The sequence below is a fragment of the Delftia sp. Lp-1 genome (genome assembly GCF_020523835.1).
Taxonomy (GTDB): Bacteria; Pseudomonadota; Gammaproteobacteria; order Burkholderiales; family Burkholderiaceae_C; genus Comamonas; species Comamonas acidovorans.
The window spans coordinates 1,068,624-1,084,227 of record NZ_JAJALJ010000001.1 but is presented as its reverse complement, the minus strand read 5'-3'; the positions used below and the strand labels follow the sequence as shown (position 1 = coordinate 1,084,227).

At 66.8% G+C, this 15,604-nt stretch carries 19 protein-coding genes; 11 read left to right on the top strand and 8 right to left on the bottom strand.

Translation table 11 applies throughout. From position 1 onward, the window contains the following. Positions 1-32 precede the first annotated feature (32 nt). Positions 33-554 carry an FKBP-type peptidyl-prolyl cis-trans isomerase gene (locus tag LGR64_RS04775; protein WP_012206894.1) on the top strand — a complete coding sequence of 174 codons (522 nt, stop codon included), beginning with the start codon at positions 33-35 and terminating at the stop codon, positions 552-554. A 68-nt stretch (positions 555-622) separates the two neighbouring features. On the opposite strand, the gene LGR64_RS04770 is transcribed toward LGR64_RS04775, so the two are convergent. Continuing rightward, positions 623-1,210 (bottom strand): glycine zipper 2TM domain-containing protein, encoded by a 588-nt coding sequence (locus LGR64_RS04770; RefSeq protein WP_141834334.1) that lies wholly within the window; start codon positions 1,208-1,210, stop codon positions 623-625. A gap of 145 nt (positions 1,211-1,355) precedes the next feature. Continuing rightward, positions 1,356-1,736 carry a PepSY domain-containing protein gene (locus tag LGR64_RS04765; protein ID WP_013801111.1) on the bottom strand — a complete coding sequence of 127 codons (381 nt, stop codon included), beginning with the start codon at positions 1,734-1,736 and terminating at the stop codon, positions 1,356-1,358. Positions 1,737-1,992: 256 nt separating this feature from the next. On the opposite strand from LGR64_RS04765, the gene LGR64_RS04760 reads away from it, so the two are divergent. From LGR64_RS04760 to LGR64_RS04750, 3 genes are read left to right on the top strand one after another with little or no spacing between them, the layout of a single operon-like run. Continuing rightward, a complete protein-coding gene (locus LGR64_RS04760) occupies positions 1,993-2,298 on the top strand; it encodes a PepSY domain-containing protein (RefSeq protein WP_141834789.1) in 306 nt (101 codons plus the stop codon). Between the two features lie 6 nt (positions 2,299-2,304). Further along, positions 2,305-2,976: a response regulator transcription factor gene (locus tag LGR64_RS04755; RefSeq protein ID WP_141834331.1), complete on the top strand. Its 672-nt coding sequence runs from the start codon at positions 2,305-2,307 to the stop codon at positions 2,974-2,976. Further along, complete coding sequence (locus LGR64_RS04750) at positions 2,973-4,421, top strand: sensor histidine kinase (protein WP_088164023.1); 1,449 nt, start codon at positions 2,973-2,975, stop codon at positions 4,419-4,421. The genes LGR64_RS04755 and LGR64_RS04750 overlap by 4 nt, the downstream gene beginning before the upstream one ends. A 46-nt stretch (positions 4,422-4,467) precedes the next feature. Here LGR64_RS04750 and LGR64_RS04745 read toward each other — a convergent pair whose 3' ends face one another. The 4 genes from LGR64_RS04745 to coaBC all read right to left on the bottom strand — a co-directional run bounded on the left by LGR64_RS04745 (position 4,468) and on the right by coaBC (position 7,650). Next, complete coding sequence (locus LGR64_RS04745; protein ID WP_088164022.1) at positions 4,468-5,292, bottom strand: hypothetical protein; 825 nt, start codon at positions 5,290-5,292, stop codon at positions 4,468-4,470. Positions 5,293-5,355: 63 nt separating this feature from the next. After that, on the bottom strand, positions 5,356-5,805 hold the full coding sequence (dut, locus tag LGR64_RS04740; protein WP_034396440.1) for a dUTP diphosphatase: 450 nt from the start codon (positions 5,803-5,805) through the stop codon (positions 5,356-5,358). Between the two features lie 70 nt (positions 5,806-5,875). Then, positions 5,876-6,409: a hypothetical protein gene (locus LGR64_RS04735; protein ID WP_123690719.1), complete on the bottom strand. Its 534-nt coding sequence runs from the start codon at positions 6,407-6,409 to the stop codon at positions 5,876-5,878. A 17-nt stretch (positions 6,410-6,426) separates the two neighbouring features. Further along, complete coding sequence (coaBC, locus tag LGR64_RS04730; protein WP_141834328.1) at positions 6,427-7,650, bottom strand: bifunctional phosphopantothenoylcysteine decarboxylase/phosphopantothenate--cysteine ligase CoaBC; 1,224 nt, start codon at positions 7,648-7,650, stop codon at positions 6,427-6,429. Between the two features lie 102 nt (positions 7,651-7,752). Between coaBC and LGR64_RS04725 the strand changes: the two genes are divergently transcribed. From LGR64_RS04725 to LGR64_RS04700, 6 genes are all read left to right on the top strand, one after another. Further along, positions 7,753-9,411 (top strand): CTP synthase, encoded by a 1,659-nt coding sequence (locus LGR64_RS04725; protein ID WP_012206904.1) that lies wholly within the window; start codon positions 7,753-7,755, stop codon positions 9,409-9,411. A gap of 40 nt (positions 9,412-9,451) precedes the next feature. Next, positions 9,452-10,309: a 3-deoxy-8-phosphooctulonate synthase gene (gene kdsA, locus LGR64_RS04720; protein WP_013801105.1), complete on the top strand. Its 858-nt coding sequence runs from the start codon at positions 9,452-9,454 to the stop codon at positions 10,307-10,309. A gap of 3 nt (positions 10,310-10,312) precedes the next feature. Then, positions 10,313-10,603, top strand: a complete 291-nt coding sequence (locus tag LGR64_RS04715) for a DUF1330 domain-containing protein (RefSeq protein WP_012206906.1) — start codon at positions 10,313-10,315, stop codon at positions 10,601-10,603. Positions 10,604-10,837: 234 nt separating this feature from the next. Further along, positions 10,838-12,124, top strand: coding sequence for a phosphopyruvate hydratase (gene eno, locus LGR64_RS04710; RefSeq protein WP_012206907.1), 1,287 nt, complete (start codon positions 10,838-10,840; stop codon positions 12,122-12,124). Between the two features lie 64 nt (positions 12,125-12,188). Beyond that, on the top strand, positions 12,189-12,467 hold the full coding sequence (gene ftsB / locus LGR64_RS04705) for a cell division protein FtsB (RefSeq protein WP_012206908.1): 279 nt from the start codon (positions 12,189-12,191) through the stop codon (positions 12,465-12,467). Between the two features lie 175 nt (positions 12,468-12,642). Beyond that, entirely contained in the window at positions 12,643-13,071 is a 429-nt protein-coding gene (locus tag LGR64_RS04700; protein ID WP_034396449.1) for a hypothetical protein, read from the top strand. Between the two features lie 12 nt (positions 13,072-13,083). On the opposite strand, the gene hslO is transcribed toward LGR64_RS04700, so the two are convergent. Both hslO and LGR64_RS04690 read right to left on the bottom strand, forming a co-directional pair. Next, the gene (hslO, locus tag LGR64_RS04695; protein ID WP_012206910.1) at positions 13,084-14,076 is read right to left on the bottom strand and encodes an Hsp33 family molecular chaperone HslO; all 993 of its coding nucleotides are present in this window, start codon (positions 14,074-14,076) and stop codon (positions 13,084-13,086) included. A 35-nt stretch (positions 14,077-14,111) separates the two neighbouring features. Beyond that, the gene (locus tag LGR64_RS04690; RefSeq protein ID WP_012206911.1) at positions 14,112-14,636 is read right to left on the bottom strand and encodes a gamma carbonic anhydrase family protein; all 525 of its coding nucleotides are present in this window, start codon (positions 14,634-14,636) and stop codon (positions 14,112-14,114) included. Between the two features lie 54 nt (positions 14,637-14,690). On the opposite strand from LGR64_RS04690, the gene LGR64_RS04685 reads away from it, so the two are divergent. Continuing rightward, positions 14,691-15,497, top strand: coding sequence for a ferritin-like domain-containing protein (locus LGR64_RS04685; protein WP_013801101.1), 807 nt, complete (start codon positions 14,691-14,693; stop codon positions 15,495-15,497). Positions 15,498-15,604 lie beyond the last annotated feature (107 nt).

Sequence of the window (15,604 nt, the reverse complement as noted above, 5' to 3'; positions counted from 1 at the left end):
CACTGCGGCATGGGCCGCACAAGCTGCACACCATGGAAATCACAGAACAATGCGTGGTCGCTCTGACCTGGACCCTCAAGGACACCCTGGGCGAGGAACTGGACGTGCTCGATGAGCCCGTGGAGTTCCTGGTCGGCGGCGACGATCTGCTCAAGCGCATCGAGGAAGCCCTGCAGGGCCACGGCCAGGGCAAGACCCTGGACCTGCACCTGGAGCCCGAGGAAGCCTTTGGCGACTACAACGAAAGCCTGATCTTCCTGGAGCCGCGCGCCCTGTTCCCGGCCGAGCTGGAGGAAGGCATGAGCTTCGAGGCCAGCGCCCTGCCCAAGGGCTGCAGCGCCGTGCAGCCCGACCTGCTCTACACCGTCACGGAAATCTATCCCGAGCATGTGGTGCTGGACGGCAACCACCCGCTGGCCGGCATTGCGCTGCGCCTGCACCTGAAGGTCGAAGGCGTGCGCGAGGCCACCGAGGAAGAAATCGGCCGCGGCTCGGCCGGTACCGGCTTCTTCCGCATCCAGCCCATGGCACCGGGCAACGACACGCTGCACTGAAATTGCCGCGCTGAAATGGCAAAGGGCTCCCTGCGGGGAGCCCTTTTTGCATGGCGCGGACCTCGCTCTCAGCGAATCAGCTGGTTGTTGTCCACGCGCACGCTCTCGCCTATGCGCAGCTGCGGATTGTTCTGGTAGTCGAACACGCGCGTGCTGCCGTCGTTCAACTGCACGGTGACGCGGTAGACATCGCGCAGGTCGCCAGGGCCGGTGTTCTTCTCGATGGCATTGCCCGCCATGGCACCGCCCACCACGCCCGCAATGGTGGCGATGTCGCGCCCACTGCCCTTGCCCACCTGGCGGCCCAGCACCCCGCCGACCACACCGCCCACCACGGCCCCGGCGCCTATGCCAGAGCCGCCAATGCCGCTGGGCTGCTGGATCTGCACCAGTTGCACATTGGTCACACGCCCCTGCTGCGCATAGCCACCGCCGCCCGGGTAGGCCGTGCCGGGCTGGCCGCCGTTGGGATAGCCACCGCTGGGGTAGCCGCTGGTCGGATAGCCCCCGGCTGGATAGCCGCCGGCCGGATAGCCACCGGCGGGGTAGCCGCCACCCGGGTATCCGCCCTGCTGGGGGTAGCCCGCGCAGGCGCTGAGCATCAGCGCGGCAATGCAGCCGGCGCCCATGGCGCTCAAGCGATGAATGGAAGGCATGAGAATCTCCTGTGTACTGTCCGTGGATCGATCAAGGGCAGCCACCGGACCGGCCAGCGACTGCATACCGCTTCAACGTCCCAGGCCGCATGCCTGCCGACCGGACAGAACACTTGCTGACAAAAATCAGCCTGCCAGCCCGGCCTCAATTGCGTGCGCGGATGCTGAGCACGTTGCCGTTGTTGCCATCGACGTAGAGCTTCACAGGGCGGCCATCGCCGGTCTGGCCCTTGACCTGGTAGAGGCCGTCCTCCCACTCGATCTCGCGCAGGTCGCGGTAGCCCAGGACTTCCATGCGCTCGAAGATTTCGCGGATGCTCAGCCCCGGCCCCTGGAAGGCGCCGCGCACGGAGGCCACCGTGGTGGCCACGGCCTCGCCGGCCTGTACGGTCACGGATGGCCCGCCCGTGGCGGCGGCCTGGGCCTGCACCTGGGCGACCAGCCCGGCAGTGGCGATCAGAACAATGCCCAGGCCCGTCAGGCCATGGCGTGCAGCGCGGGAAATCAGTTGTCGGATGGAAGGCATGAGGTTCTCCTTGGCATGTGAAGGTCGGCGACTGGGCCGGCGATTGGATCGGCGATTGGGCTGGCGATGCATCTGAAAAGGCCGCACCTGCCGGCTGCTGCGCCTTCGTTTCCGTTGGATTGCGACGGCGTGCAGCCATTGTTCGATGCAGGCCATGAACGCAAGCTGAAGCAGCCGTTCATCCGAGGTTCATCCACGCTGGGCTATAAAGTTTTCCATGCCCACTCCATCCTTCTCCATTCCTCGCAGGTCCTGGATGCTGCTGGCCGCACTGCTGCTGATGGCGACGGCCCTGGCCTCCTGGACCACGCCCTCGGACGCCGGCGACAGCGACCATGAACTCGCGCGCCAGGCCCTGCAGCAAGGCCGCGTGCTGCCGCTGCGCACCGTGCTCGACCAGGTCGAGCGCGACTACCAGGGCCAGGTCATCAAGGTCGAGTTCGAGCATGACGACGGCCGCTTCATCTACGAGATCCGGCTGCTGCAATCGGGCGGCCGCGTAGCCAAGCTCAAGATCGATGCACGCGATGGCAAGGTGCTGAGCTTCAAGCGCAAGGACTAGACGCAGATGCGAATCCTCGTGGTGGAAGACGAGCCCACGCTCTGCGGGCAGCTGGTACAGGCCTTGCAGCAGGCAGGCCATACGGTGGAGACGGCCGCGGACGGCGCAACGGCCCAGTACCTGGGCGAGGTCGAGGAATTCGATGCCGCCGTGCTGGACCTGGGCCTGCCCGTGCGCGACGGGCTCACCGTGCTGCGCGCCTGGCGTGCGCAAGGCCGGGTCATGCCCGTGATGATCCTCACGGCGCGCGGCGCCTGGCATGAGAAGGTGGCCGGCATGGATGCCGGCGCCGACGACTATCTGGCCAAGCCCTTCCACATGGAAGAGCTGATGGCCCGCCTGCGCGCCCTGCTGCGCCGGCTCAGCCCGCACGCCAGCGCCCAGTGGCAATGCGGCCCCATCGTGCTGGACTCGCGCCATGCCCGCGTGAGCGTCGCCGGCCAGCCGCTCACGCTCACCAGCCATGAATTCAAGGTGCTGGCCCTGCTGATGCAGCGCGTGGGGCAGGTGATATCGCGCACCGAACTGTCGGAACACATCTACCCGCAGGACAGCGACCGCGACTCCAACACCATCGAGGTCTTCGTCGGCCGCCTGCGCAAGAAGCTGCCGGCCGGCAGCATAGAGACCGTGCGCGGCCTGGGCTACCGGCTGGTGGAAGGCATGCCCGCTGCATGAACGCGCCACAGGAAAGACAGGTATCCCGGCTTGGCGATTCGCTGCGCCTGCGCCTGCTGGCCGGCACGCTGGCCTGGGTGCTGGCGGCCGTGCTGCTGGCTGGCTGGGGGCTGCGCGGCCTGTTCCGCGACCACATCGCGCAGCAGTTGCAGGCGCAGCTGGTGCTGCAGCTCGACCAGCTCAGCGCAGCCGTCAACAGCCTGCCCGGAGGGCGCATCGAAGTCGGACTGGCCGTGGGCGATCCGCGTCTGGCGCAGCCGCTGTCAGGCCTGTACTGGCAGATCGACCAGGTGAGCGATGGCGCGGGTCCGCCCGAGAAGGCCGGCTTGCTGCGCTCTCGTTCGCTGTGGGACCAGACGCTGGACTGGCACCAGTTCCGCGCCGATGCCGGTCGCCCGGATGAGCACCACGAGGACACGGCGCTGAACACCGGCATGCTGCCCGATGGCCAGGGCCACCAGCTCGTGGCCGTGGCCCGCCCCCTGCAATTGCCCGAGGCCGACGCGCCGCCGTTGCGCCTGATCGTTGCGGCCGACAGCGCCCTGCTGGCCGAACCCATGCAGCGCTTCACCACCATGCTGATCGCCGCACTGGGCACGCTGGCGGCCGGACTGGTGCTGGCCGTGGTGCTGCAGCTGCGCCTGGCGCTGCGGCCGCTGCAGTTGCTGCGCAAGGGCCTGTCCGACGTGCGCAAGGGGGCAACGCCGCGCCTCGAAGGCCGGTTTCCGCAGGAACTGCGCCCCCTGGTGCAGGAATTCAATCATGTGCTGGATGTGAACGCCGACATGGTGCAGCGCGCGCGCACGCAGGCCGGCAACCTGGCCCATGCGGTGAACACGCCGCTGTCCATCCTCGGCAATGCCGCCGCGCAGGAAGGCGGGGCGCTGGCCGAACTGGTCCGAGAGCAGGTCGCCAGCGCCAGCCGCCAGGTGGACCACCATCTGGCACGCGCCCGCGCTGCGGCCCGCCAGGCCACAGGCCTGCGCACGCCGCTGGAGCCGCCGCTGGCCTCGCTGGTGCGCACCATGGAGCGGCTGCACGCCGGCCGCGGCATCCGCTTCGCGCTGAAGGGCGATGCGCAGCCTTGGGACTTTCTGGGCGATGGTCAGGACCTGATGGAAATCCTGGGCAACCTGCTGGACAACGCCGGCAAGTGGGCGGCCCAGGCCGTGAGCCTGGAAGTTCAGGGCCTGGAGCACGATCAGGCCGGCGGCCCCTTGCAGCTGACGGTGGACGATGACGGCCCCGGCATCGAAGACGCCGACCTTGGGCGCATCTTCGAGCGCGGCGAGCGCCTGGACGAACGCAGGCCCGGCGCAGGCCTGGGCTTGGATATCGTGCGTGACCTGGTGCAGACCTATGGCGGCAGCATCGCGGCCAGCCGCTCGCCGCTGGGCGGACTGCGCATGCAGCTGCGCCTGCCAGGGGCAAAAAGACAGGCGTGACGGCAGGAGCCGCGCAGCAGCGGCTCTGTGCCCTCTCAAGGGCCTTTCAATGCCCTCTCAGCGCGCGCAGCACCTGCACCAGGGTGTCTGCCTGGGGAAACAGCCAGTCGGCCAGCGCGCCAAGCGCCACGGCGGCCACCAGTGCGCCCAGCACCGGCTTCCAGCTCAGGCGCAGCGCGGCCAGCAGCCAGCCCTCGCGCTCCACCACGTAGAGCGTGCGCGCCATCAGCAGCGCAAAGGCCACCTCCACCGCCACGGCCAGGAACAGGTCGGCCCCAAAGACCAGCCACAGCAGCGACCCTGCCCCCGTGACCGCGACCAGCAGCGCCGCAAACACCAGCAGCACGGGGACCAGGACGACGGCGCCGTCGTCCAGCCCATCGATGCCCGGCAGATCAAAGCCCTTCGATGCGGAAGACGCAGCCTCGGACAGCGCGCCGCCGTCATCCCAGCTGCCGCTGGAGCCACCGCCGCCATACGAGCCGCCCTGCCCGCTGTCGAATCCGCCAGTCTCCGGCGTGCGGGCCGGTGAAGAACCACTGCCGCCGGGCGTCACATCGGGAACATCGGACACATCCCAGTCGCGGCGCAGCATGCACTCGGCCCACAGGCGCAGCAGCAGCAGGTACAGCAGATAGCCGCAGGCCAGGGCCACGCCATAGCGCAGCGCCATGCTGTGCATGCCCGCGTGCAGCAGGCCCAGGCTCAACAGCGACATGCCGGCCAGGCTTAACCCACCCGTCAGTGCCGCATGCAGGCGCAGCCAGTGGCGCTGCTGCAGGCGGCGGCGCATGCGGTCTTCCTGCGTCAGCATCACGCGCGTCCATGATGCAGATGGGCAGTGGCGCGTGCGCCGGGATGGCCTGGCCATGCGGATTCCTCCCTGGAGCGATGCCCGGGCAGCGCGGCTGCGGGCGTTTTCTGGCTGAGCGCCTTATTGCTTGCCTGTAGAGCCGTAGCCGCCCGCGCCGCGCTCGGAAGCCGACTCGAACTCCTCGACCACATTGAAGCTGGGCTGCACCACGGGCACGATGATCAGCTGGGCCAGGCGGTCCATGGGCTGCAGCGTGAAGGCCGTGGTCGAGCGGTTCCAGGCGCTGACCATGAGCTGGCCCTGGTAGTCGCTGTCGATCAGTCCGACCAGGTTGCCCAGCACGATGCCGTGCTTGTGGCCCATGCCCGAGCGCGGCAGGATCATGGCCGCGTAGCCGGGGTCCTTGAGGTACATGGCCATGCCCGTGGGCACCAGTTGCCATTGGCCGGGCTCCAGCGTCAGCGGCGCATCGATGCAGGCGCGCAGGTCCAGTCCCGCGCTTCCCGGCGTGGCGTAGGCGGGCATGTTCTCGCGCAGGCGCGCGTCAAGGATCTTGATATCAACGTTCATGGAAACAATCTGGGGAGCGCCTCACGGCAGGCTCTCTTGAAAAGCAAAGCGCGCATTGTGCCCCGCGCCGTCACCCGGACGACTTGAGCCCGCTGCGAAAGCCTTTGACGATGGCATTGATGATGGTGAGCAGCAGGATGAAGGGGCCGATGCCCGGAATCACCACGGCCAGGATCAGGCCGATCACGATACCCAGCAACTGGCCCGGACCTATCTTGAAGACCGTCTTCTTGACGGCCTTGGCGGCGGAGGACGCCTGGGCTTGCTGTGCCCGCGCCGCCTGCCGGCCGCGATCGGCCCTGCCACCATTCCTGTCGCCATTCCTGTCGCCTGCAGACGGCTGGCGCCCCGGCAGGGCAGGCACCGAAGCCTGTTGCGCGGCGATGCGCGCCTTCTCGGCCGCAGCCTGCACCTGCTCGCGCACGCGCTCGACCACGGACTGGGACTGCGCGCCCGGCGTGGCCACCGCATCGGTGAAATCGCTGCGTCCCTGCGCCATCCAGCCGTGGGCCGCAGAGCGGTACAGGGGGCTGGCGCGCAGCAGCTCATCCACATAGCGCACATAGTCGCCGTGGCGGGGGCCTTCGTAGGTGTTCTGTGACATGCGGGCCTTCGGTGGTGTCAACGGACGGGCGGCAGGCGCCGGGCGATCTCGGCCACCAGCTGGCGCGCCAGCAGGGACTTGGAGGCGTGCGGCAGCTCCACGGTGCCAGCCTCGTCGATCAGCAGCAGTGCATTGTCATCCCGCCCAAAGGTTGCGGGACCGATATTGCCCACCAGCAGCGGCACCTGCTTGCGCAGGCGCTTGGCGCTGGCGTGCTGCAGCAGGTCATGGCTTTCGGCGGCGAAGCCCACGCAATAAAGCCGCCCGCTGCGCGCAGGCTCGGACTGCGCGGCGGCCGCCAGGATGTCGGGGTTCTCGACGAAGGTCAGCGTGGGCGTCTGGCCCGAGCCGTCCTTCTTGATCTTCTGGTCTGACGCCGTGGCCGGGCGCCAGTCGGCCACGGCCGCCGTGGCGATGAACACCCCGGCTTGCGGCAATTGCTGGTGCACGGCATCAAACATCTGCTGCGCCGATTGCACGTCGATGCGCTGCACGCCGCGCGGCGTGCGCAGGTGCACGGGCCCGGCCACCAGGGTCACCTGGGCGCCCGCCTCGCGTGCGGCGCGCGCAATGGCAAAGCCCATCTTTCCGCTGGAATGGTTGGTGATGCCGCGCACGGGGTCGATGGCCTCGAAGGTCGGGCCCGCCGTGACCAGCACCTGGCGGCCCTGCAGCAGCTTGGGTGTGAAGAAGGCAGCCAGCTCCTCCATGATTTCCTCGGGCTCCAGCATGCGGCCGTCGCCCACCTCGCCACAGGCCTGGTCGCCCGTTCCCACGCCCAGCACCAGCGCACCGTCGGCCGCCACCTGCGCCAGGTTGCGCTGCGTGGCCGGGTGCGCCCACATCTCGCGGTTCATGGCAGGCGCCAGCAACAGGGGCACGCGGTCCATGGGGCGAGCCAGGCACATCAGGCTCAGCAGCTCGTCGGAGCGGCCCTGCACTAGGCGCGCGATGAAGTCGGCGCTGCAAGGCGCGATCAGCATGGCATCGGCCTCGCGACTGAGGTTGATGTGGGGCATGTTGTTGGGCTCGCGCGCGTCCCACTGCGAACCATAGACCGGACGGCCCGACAGCGCCTGCATGGTCACCGGGGTGATGAACTGCTCTGCCGCCTCGGTCATCACCACCTGCACGGTGGCCCCGGCCTGCACCAGCAGGCGCACCAGCTGGGCAGATTTGTAACAAGCCACGCCTCCGGAGAGGCCGAGCACCAGATGTTTACCTGCGAACACTTCAGTCATGGCGCGCAATTTAGCAGAGCCGGAGCATCCGAGCAGCCCCGCGCGGCGCGGCGAATTCGGCGGCGCATCTATAATCCTGCTTTACCACCACCAATAAAAGACATGACCAAATTTGTCTTCGTCACAGGCGGTGTGGTGTCTTCCCTGGGCAAGGGAATCGCCTCAGCCTCCCTTGCTGCGATCCTCGAATCGCGCGGCCTCAAAGTCACCCTCATCAAGCTGGATCCCTACATCAACGTGGACCCGGGCACCATGTCGCCCTTCCAGCACGGTGAAGTGTTCGTGACCGATGATGGCGCCGAGACCGATCTGGACCTTGGCCACTACGAGCGTTTCATCGAAACGCGCATGAAGCAGTCCAACAACTTCACCACCGGCCGCATCTACCAGAGCGTTCTGGAAAAGGAGCGCCGCGGCGACTACCTGGGCAAGACCGTGCAGGTGATCCCGCACGTGACCAACGAAATCCAGGAGTACATCAAGCGCGGCGCCGGCCTGGGCACGCCTGACGCTGTCGATGTCGCCATCTGCGAAGTCGGCGGCACGGTGGGCGATATCGAGTCCCTGCCCTTCCTCGAAGCCGTTCGCCAACTGGCCCTCAAGCAGGGACCCAACAACACGGCCTTCGTGCACCTGACCTACCTGCCCTGGATTGCCACGGCCGGCGAGCTCAAGACCAAGCCCACGCAGCACACCGTGCAGAAGCTGCGCGAGATCGGCATCCAGCCCGACGCCCTGCTGTGCCGCGCGCAGCACCAGGTGCCGGAGGAGGAGAAGGAAAAGATCTCGCTGTTCACCAACGTTCCCGAGTGGGGCGTGATCTCCATGTGGGACGTGGACACCATCTACAAGGTGCCCCGCATGCTGCACGAGCAGGGCCTGGACGGCCTGATCTGCGACAAGCTGCGCCTGAACACGCCGCCCACCAACCTCAAGCGCTGGGACGACCTGGTCCACGAGACCGAGCACCCGCAGGGCGAGGTCAAGATCGCCATGGTCGGCAAGTACGTCGAGCTGTCGGACGCCTACAAGTCCGTCAACGAGGCGCTCAAGCACGCCGGCATGCAAAGCCATGTGGCAGTGAAGATCACCCACGTCGATTCCGAGACCATCAGCGACGCCAATGCGCGCGACAAGCTCTCGCAGTACGACGCCATCCTCGTGCCCGGCGGCTTCGGCTCGCGCGGCGTGGAAGGCAAGATCTCCACGGCCCGCTACGCCCGCGAGAACAAGGTGCCCTACCTGGGCATCTGCCTGGGCATGCAGGTGGCCACCATCGAATACGCCCGCCATGTGGCCGGCCTCGAAGGCGCCAATTCCACCGAGTTCGACCCCAAGTCCGCCAACCCCGTGATCGCCCTGATCACCGAGTGGAAGGATGCCGACGGCACGGTCAAGACCCGCGACGAGAACTCCGATCTGGGCGGCACCATGCGCCTGGGCGCCCAGTCCTCCGATGTGCAGGCCGGCACGCTGGCCCACAGCATCTACGGTGATGTGGTCACCGAGCGCCACCGCCACCGCTACGAAGCCAACGTCCAGTATCTGGACCAGTTGCGCGAAGCGGGCCTGGTGATCTCGGCGCTGACGCAGCGCGAGCAGCTGACCGAGATCGTCGAGCTGCCGAAGGAAGTTCACCCCTGGTACATCGGCGTGCAGTTCCACCCCGAGTTCAAGTCCACGCCGTGGAGCGGCCACCCGCTGTTCAATGCCTTCGTGAAGGCTGCGATCGAACGCCAGAAGGCGCCGCGCAAGCCCTGATCCCGCACCGCCGCCCACCATTTCCCAAGGAATCCTCACCATGAAACTCTGCGGCTTCGATGTCGGCCTCGACCGGCGCTTCTTTCTCATTGCAGGCCCCTGCGTCGTCGAGTCCGAACAGCTGCAGATGGACGTGGCGGGGCATCTCAAGGAAATCACGGCGGCCCTGGGCATCCACTTCATCTTCAAGAGCAGCTACGACAAGGCCAACCGCAGCTCGGGCGCCAGCTTTCGCGGCCCGGGCATGGACAAGGGCCTGGAGATCCTCGCCAAGGTGAAGAAGGACCTGCAGGTCCCCATCCTGACCGACGTCCACACCGAGTCCGAAATCCCGGCCGTGTCCCAGGTCGTGGACGTGCTGCAGACGCCGGCCTTCCTGTGCCGACAGACCGACTTCATCCGCGCCGTGGCCCAGTCGGGCCGGCCGGTGAACATCAAGAAGGGCCAGTTCCTGGCCCCGCATGACATGAAGAATGTCATCGACAAGGCCCGCGCGGCTGCAAGGGAAGCCGGCCTGCCCGAGGACAGTTTCATGGCCTGCGAGCGCGGCGCCAGCTTCGGCTACAACAACCTGGTCTCGGACATGCGCAGCCTGTCCATCATGCGCGAGACCGGCGCGCCCGTCGTCTTCGACGCCACGCACAGCGTGCAGCTGCCCGGCGGCAACGGCACCAGCAGCGGCGGCATGCGCGAGATGGTGCCCGTGCTCTCGCGCGCGGCCGTGGCCGTGGGCGTGGCGGGCCTGTTCATGGAAACCCATCCCAACCCTCCCTGCGCCCTCAGCGACGGCCCCAACGCCGTGCCGCTCAAGCACATGAAGGCCCTTCTCGAAACCCTGGTCGCGCTCGACGACGTGACCAAGAAGAACGGCTTCCTCGAAAACGACTTTGGAGTCTGACCCATGGCCAGCGGCTACATCATTGCGTCCGTCACCGTCACCAAGCCCGAGCAGTACGAGGAATACCGCAAGTGGAGCACCGAGGCCATGCGCGTGCATGGCGCCGAAGTCTGCGTTCGCGGCGGCAAGGTCGAAGTGCTCGAAGGCGACTGGAACCCCGGCCGCACCGTGATCCTCAAGTTCCCCAGCTTCGAGGCAGCCCGGGCCTTCTACGACACGCCCGAGTACCTGCGTGCCCGCGAGGCGCGTGAAGGCGCATCCATCATGCGCATGGTCTGCGTGGAAGGCGTCTGACGGCCAGCCATCCCGGCTCGTCAAGAGCGCAGCGCATACAAAGCCATACAACCAATTTGTGCACAATAGCCGCCGCCCGATCGCAGATACTGCGCCGCGGAGCATGGCTGTGCCCGGTGGCACGGCAGCCTGCCACGCCACCGACCACCCATACCGCTTGCCCGGCAAGCACCAGGGCGCAACCTCACCGGAACCCGCCTGCACACCGATTTCAAAAACCGCAAAGGAAATGCCATGAGTGCAATCGTTGACATCGTAGGCCGCGAAGTGCTGGACAGCCGCGGCAACCCCACCGTCGAATGCGACGTGCTGCTGGAATCGGGCGTGATGGGCCGTGCCGCCGTGCCTTCGGGCGCGTCCACCGGCTCGCGCGAAGCCATCGAACTGCGTGACGGCGACAAGAGCCGCTACCTGGGCAAGGGCGTGCTCAAGGCCGTCGAGCACATCAACACCGAGATCTCCGAAGCCGTGCTGGGCCTGGACGCCTCCGAGCAGGCCTTCCTGGACAAGACCCTGATCGACCTGGACGGCACGGACAACAAGGGCCGCCTGGGCGCCAACGCCATGCTGGCCGTCTCCATGGCCGTGGCCCGCGCCGCCGCCGAAGAAGCCGGCCTGCCGCTGTACCGCTACCTGGGCGGCATGGGTGGCATGCAGCTGCCCGTGCCGATGATGAACGTCATCAACGGCGGCGCGCACGCCAACAACAGTCTGGACCTGCAGGAATTCATGATCATCCCCGTGGGCGCGCCGTCGTTCCGCGAAGCCGTGCGCTGGGGTGCCGAAGTCTTCCACGCGCTCAAGAAGATCATCCACGACAAGGGCATGAGCACGGCCGTGGGTGACGAAGGCGGTTTTGCGCCTTCCGTGGAAAACCACGAAGCCGCCATCCAACTGATCCTGCAGGCCATCGAAAACGCAGGCTACAAGGCCGGCGAACAGATCGCCCTGGGCCTGGACTGCGCCGCCAGCGAGTTCTACAAGGACGGCATGTACGTGCTGGCCGGTGAAGGCAACCTGACGCTGACCGCCACCCAGTGGACCGACATGCTGGCCGGCTGGTGCGACAAGTACCCCATCATCTCCATCGAGGACGGCATGGCCGAAGGCGACTGGGATGGCTGGAAGATCCTGACCGACCGCCTGGCCGCCAAGGTCCAGCTGGTGGGCGACGACCTGTTCGTCACCAACACCAAGATCCTGAAGGAAGGCATCGACAAGAAGATCGCCAACTCCATCCTGATCAAGATCAACCAGATCGGCACGCTGACCGAAACCTTCGCCGCCATCGAAATGGCCAAGCGCGCAGGCTACACGGCCGTGATCTCGCACCGCTCGGGTGAAACCGAGGATTCGACGATTGCCGACATCTCGGTGGGCACCAATGCCGGCCAGATCAAGACCGGCTCGCTGAGCCGTTCGGACCGCATCGCCAAGTACAACCAGCTGCTGCGCATCGAGGAAGACCTGGGTGACATCGCCCACTACCCCGGCCGCGAGGCTTTCTACAACCTGCGCTGAAAAGCGTTAGGCTTGCAAGCCATCCGGCCTGCAAGCCTTTTTCCTTTCCGCAACATCTGCTGCCATGGTCAACCGCGTCGTCCCCCTTGTCCTGCTCGCCCTGCTCGCCGCCGTGCACGCGCAGTTGTGGCTGGGCCATGGCAGCGTGGCCTACGTCAAGGAACTGCAGCAGCAGATCCACGACCAGAACGTGGCCAATGCCCTGGAAAAGGCCGAGAACGACCGCCTGGCCTCCGAGGTCAACGACCTCAAGGACGGCCTGGCCATGGTCGAGGAAAAGGCCCGCAGCGAGCTGGGCATGGTCAAGCCCAACGAGATCTTCGTGCAGATCGTGCGGCGCTGAAGGTTGGGATTTCCTGCATCAGGGCCGGCTTCATGCCGGCCTTGTGCTTTTGCAACAAGGCGCCTGCACCCCTTAACCGGGCCTGCGCGCAAGCCGAGACAGGTACTTGGACACAGACCGCTTGCCCCCGCCCCCGGTGATTCTTCTGGGATCGCCGCCCGCGCTCGCGCTTTCCATGGCCCATGCATTGCGCCAGGCCTGGCGGCACCACGGAGCATCTCCTGCCGACTGGCAATGCCTGGCGGCCGAGCCGGGGCAGTCTCTGCCGGAACATGGGGCCGTCTACCTGCTGGGACTGGATTGGAGAGCCTCCGTCACCGAGCACGAAGGGGTGAGCAATGGCCCTGCCGCACAGCTCCAGCATTGGCGTGACCAATTGCAAAGCCAGTCACGCGACTACGTGGTGCTCTACGGCAATACCGCCCGGCAATGGCAACAGCTGGCCGAGTCGCTCAGGCTCAAGGCTCCGCAAATGGACTGGTCCTGGCTGCCCGCAAGCCCCGCGCAACGCAGCGCACGCCTTCGCCCCTACGGCTGCGAGCAATGCAGCGACCCGGACTGCGAGCGGCGATTGTTCGACGCGCTGCGCAGCGGGCGGGACTGACTCCGAGCGTATTTACTGGACGTTCGTCGAGGTCGGCGGCTGCTTGCCGGCCTCGGTGAACAGCTGGGCGGCATCGATGGGATCGAACTCGTACTGCTTGCCGCAGAAGTCGCAGCCCACCTCGATATTGCCGCGCTCCTCCAGAATGCTGTCCACCTCTTCAATGCCCAGCGAGACCAGCATGGCGCCCACGCGCTCACGGCTGCAGGTGCAGGCAAAGCGCGGGCGCTCTTCGTCCTGCTGGGGGACGAAGCGCATCAGCTTTTCTTCCCAGAACAGGCGCCGCAGGATGGTTTCCACATCCAGCGTGAGCAGTTCGTCGCGCGTCAGGCTGGCGGCCAGCGTGGCGATGCGGTTGTAGTCCTCGTTCAGGCCGATGGCGTCCTGGCCCGATTGCTCGCTTTCGGTGGCGGAGGCCAGGTTGGCCTCACCCTTGACCGGCATGCGCTGGATCAGCAGGCCGGCAGCCAACTGGTCATTGGCGGCCAGCACCAGCACGGTGTCCAGCTGCTCGGACTGCAGCATGTAGTGCTGCAGTGCATCGGACACCTTGGAGAACCTGCGGCCTTGCGCATCCTGCAACGGCACCACGCCCTGGTAGGGCTGCTGGCCCGGCTGGCGTCCCTTGGGGTCCAGCGTGATGGCGCAGCGGCCACCACCATTCACATTGAGCAATTGCTCCAGCGTGGCGCCTTCGGGCGCCTCCCCGATCAGGGTGGCGGTGGCGCGCAGGCCGAAGTCGGACTGCACCTCGGCCACGGCCAGCTTGACCGGGCCGTCGCCCATGACCTGGAAGACCAGGGCGCCGTTGAACTTGATGTTGGACTGCATGAGCACGCCGGCAGCCGCCATTTCGCCCAGCAGTTCGCGCACGGCGGCGGGGTAGGCGCCGGTCTCGCCGTTGCCCGCGCGGCGTTGCAGGATTTCCTGCCAGGCGTCGGTGAGGCGGACGATGGAGCCGCGCACGGGCAGGCCTTCGAAGATGAATTTATGCAGTTCAGACACGCTGATGGATTCCGTAAAAAAGTGCCGGGCCTCGCTCAGCCCAGCTTGCGCAACCCGGTCTTGAACCGGCGCGCATTATCGACATAGTGTTGGGCGCTGCGGCGCAAGCCTTCGATCTGCTCGGGCGTCAATTGGCGCACGGCCTTGGCCGGGCTGCCGATGATCATCGAGCCATCGGGAAACTCCTTGCCCTCGGTGATGAGGGCACCTGCGCCGACCAGGCAGTTCCTGCCGATCTTCGCGCCGTTGAGCACCACGGCACCGATGCCGATCAGCGATTCGTCGCCGATGGTGCAGCCATGCAGCATGACCTGGTGGCCCACGGTCACATGGCGCCCCACGACCAGCGGCTTGCCCAGGTCGGCATGCAGCACGCTGGCGTCCTGGATGTTGCTTCCCTCGCCGATGGAAATGCTCTCGCAGTCGCCGCGCAGCACGGCGCCGAACCAGATGCTGGCGTCTTCGGCCAGCTGCACATTGCCCATGACCTCGGCGCTGTCGGCCACCCAGGCCGATGCTGCCACTTCAGGGGCCACTCCATCCAGTTCATAAATCGCCATGGGTCTTTGTCTCCGTCAATTATTGGTGATGGCAGGAAACCTAGAATTGTAGGGATGGAGTTACGTCACCGCGCCCTTGAGGTTTTGTGCCTCCCGGACCCCGAAGAAAAGGCCGCCGCCGCGTTGGACATGTATGCACGGCAGGCGCTTTATTCAATAGCAGCGCAGGCACCGGCCCTGCCCGATCCCGCACCGGACCTGCCGGGCCGCCCGCTGCGGCCCGAGCTGCGCCACCACACCGCCGTTGCAAGGCGCTCGCCGGCCACGCCCGAAGGCCGGGCCGTGCTGATCCACGCCATTGCCCACATCGAGTTCAACGCCATCAATCTGGCGCTGGATGCCGTCTGGCGCTTTGACGGCATGCCGCAGCAGTACTACCTGGACTGGCTGCAGGTGGCCGCCGAAGAGGCCAAGCACTTTCGCCTGCTGCGCGAGCATCTGCGCGCGCACCTGGGCCATGACTATGGCGACTTCCCGGCCCACCAGGGCCTGTGGACCATGTGCGAGAAGACCGCGCATGACGTGGTGGCCCGCATGGCCCTGGTGCCACGCACGCTGGAGGCACGGGGCCTGGACGCCACGCCCCAGATCCAGAACAAGCTGCGCAACACGCGCGCGCCCGATGCGCTGGCGGCCGTGGACATCCTCGACATCATCCTGCGCGAGGAAGTGGGCCACGTGGCCATAGGCAACCACTGGTACCGCTGGCTGTGCGAGCGTGAAGGCCTGGAGCCGGAGGCGCACTACCAGCACCTGACGCAGCGCTACGAGGCGCCGCGCCTGCGCCCGCCCTTCAACGAGCGCGCGCGCCGCGCCGCTGGCTTCACCGATACCGAACTGGCCTGGCTGCAGCAGGTCTGAAGAAAGACTGCCGCAGCCGCGCGGACAGGCCCGTCCCGTCCGCATGGCCGCACAATGGTTTACAAACTAGGATGGGTCCGACTCCGCAATCGGACTTGTCCCAGCAG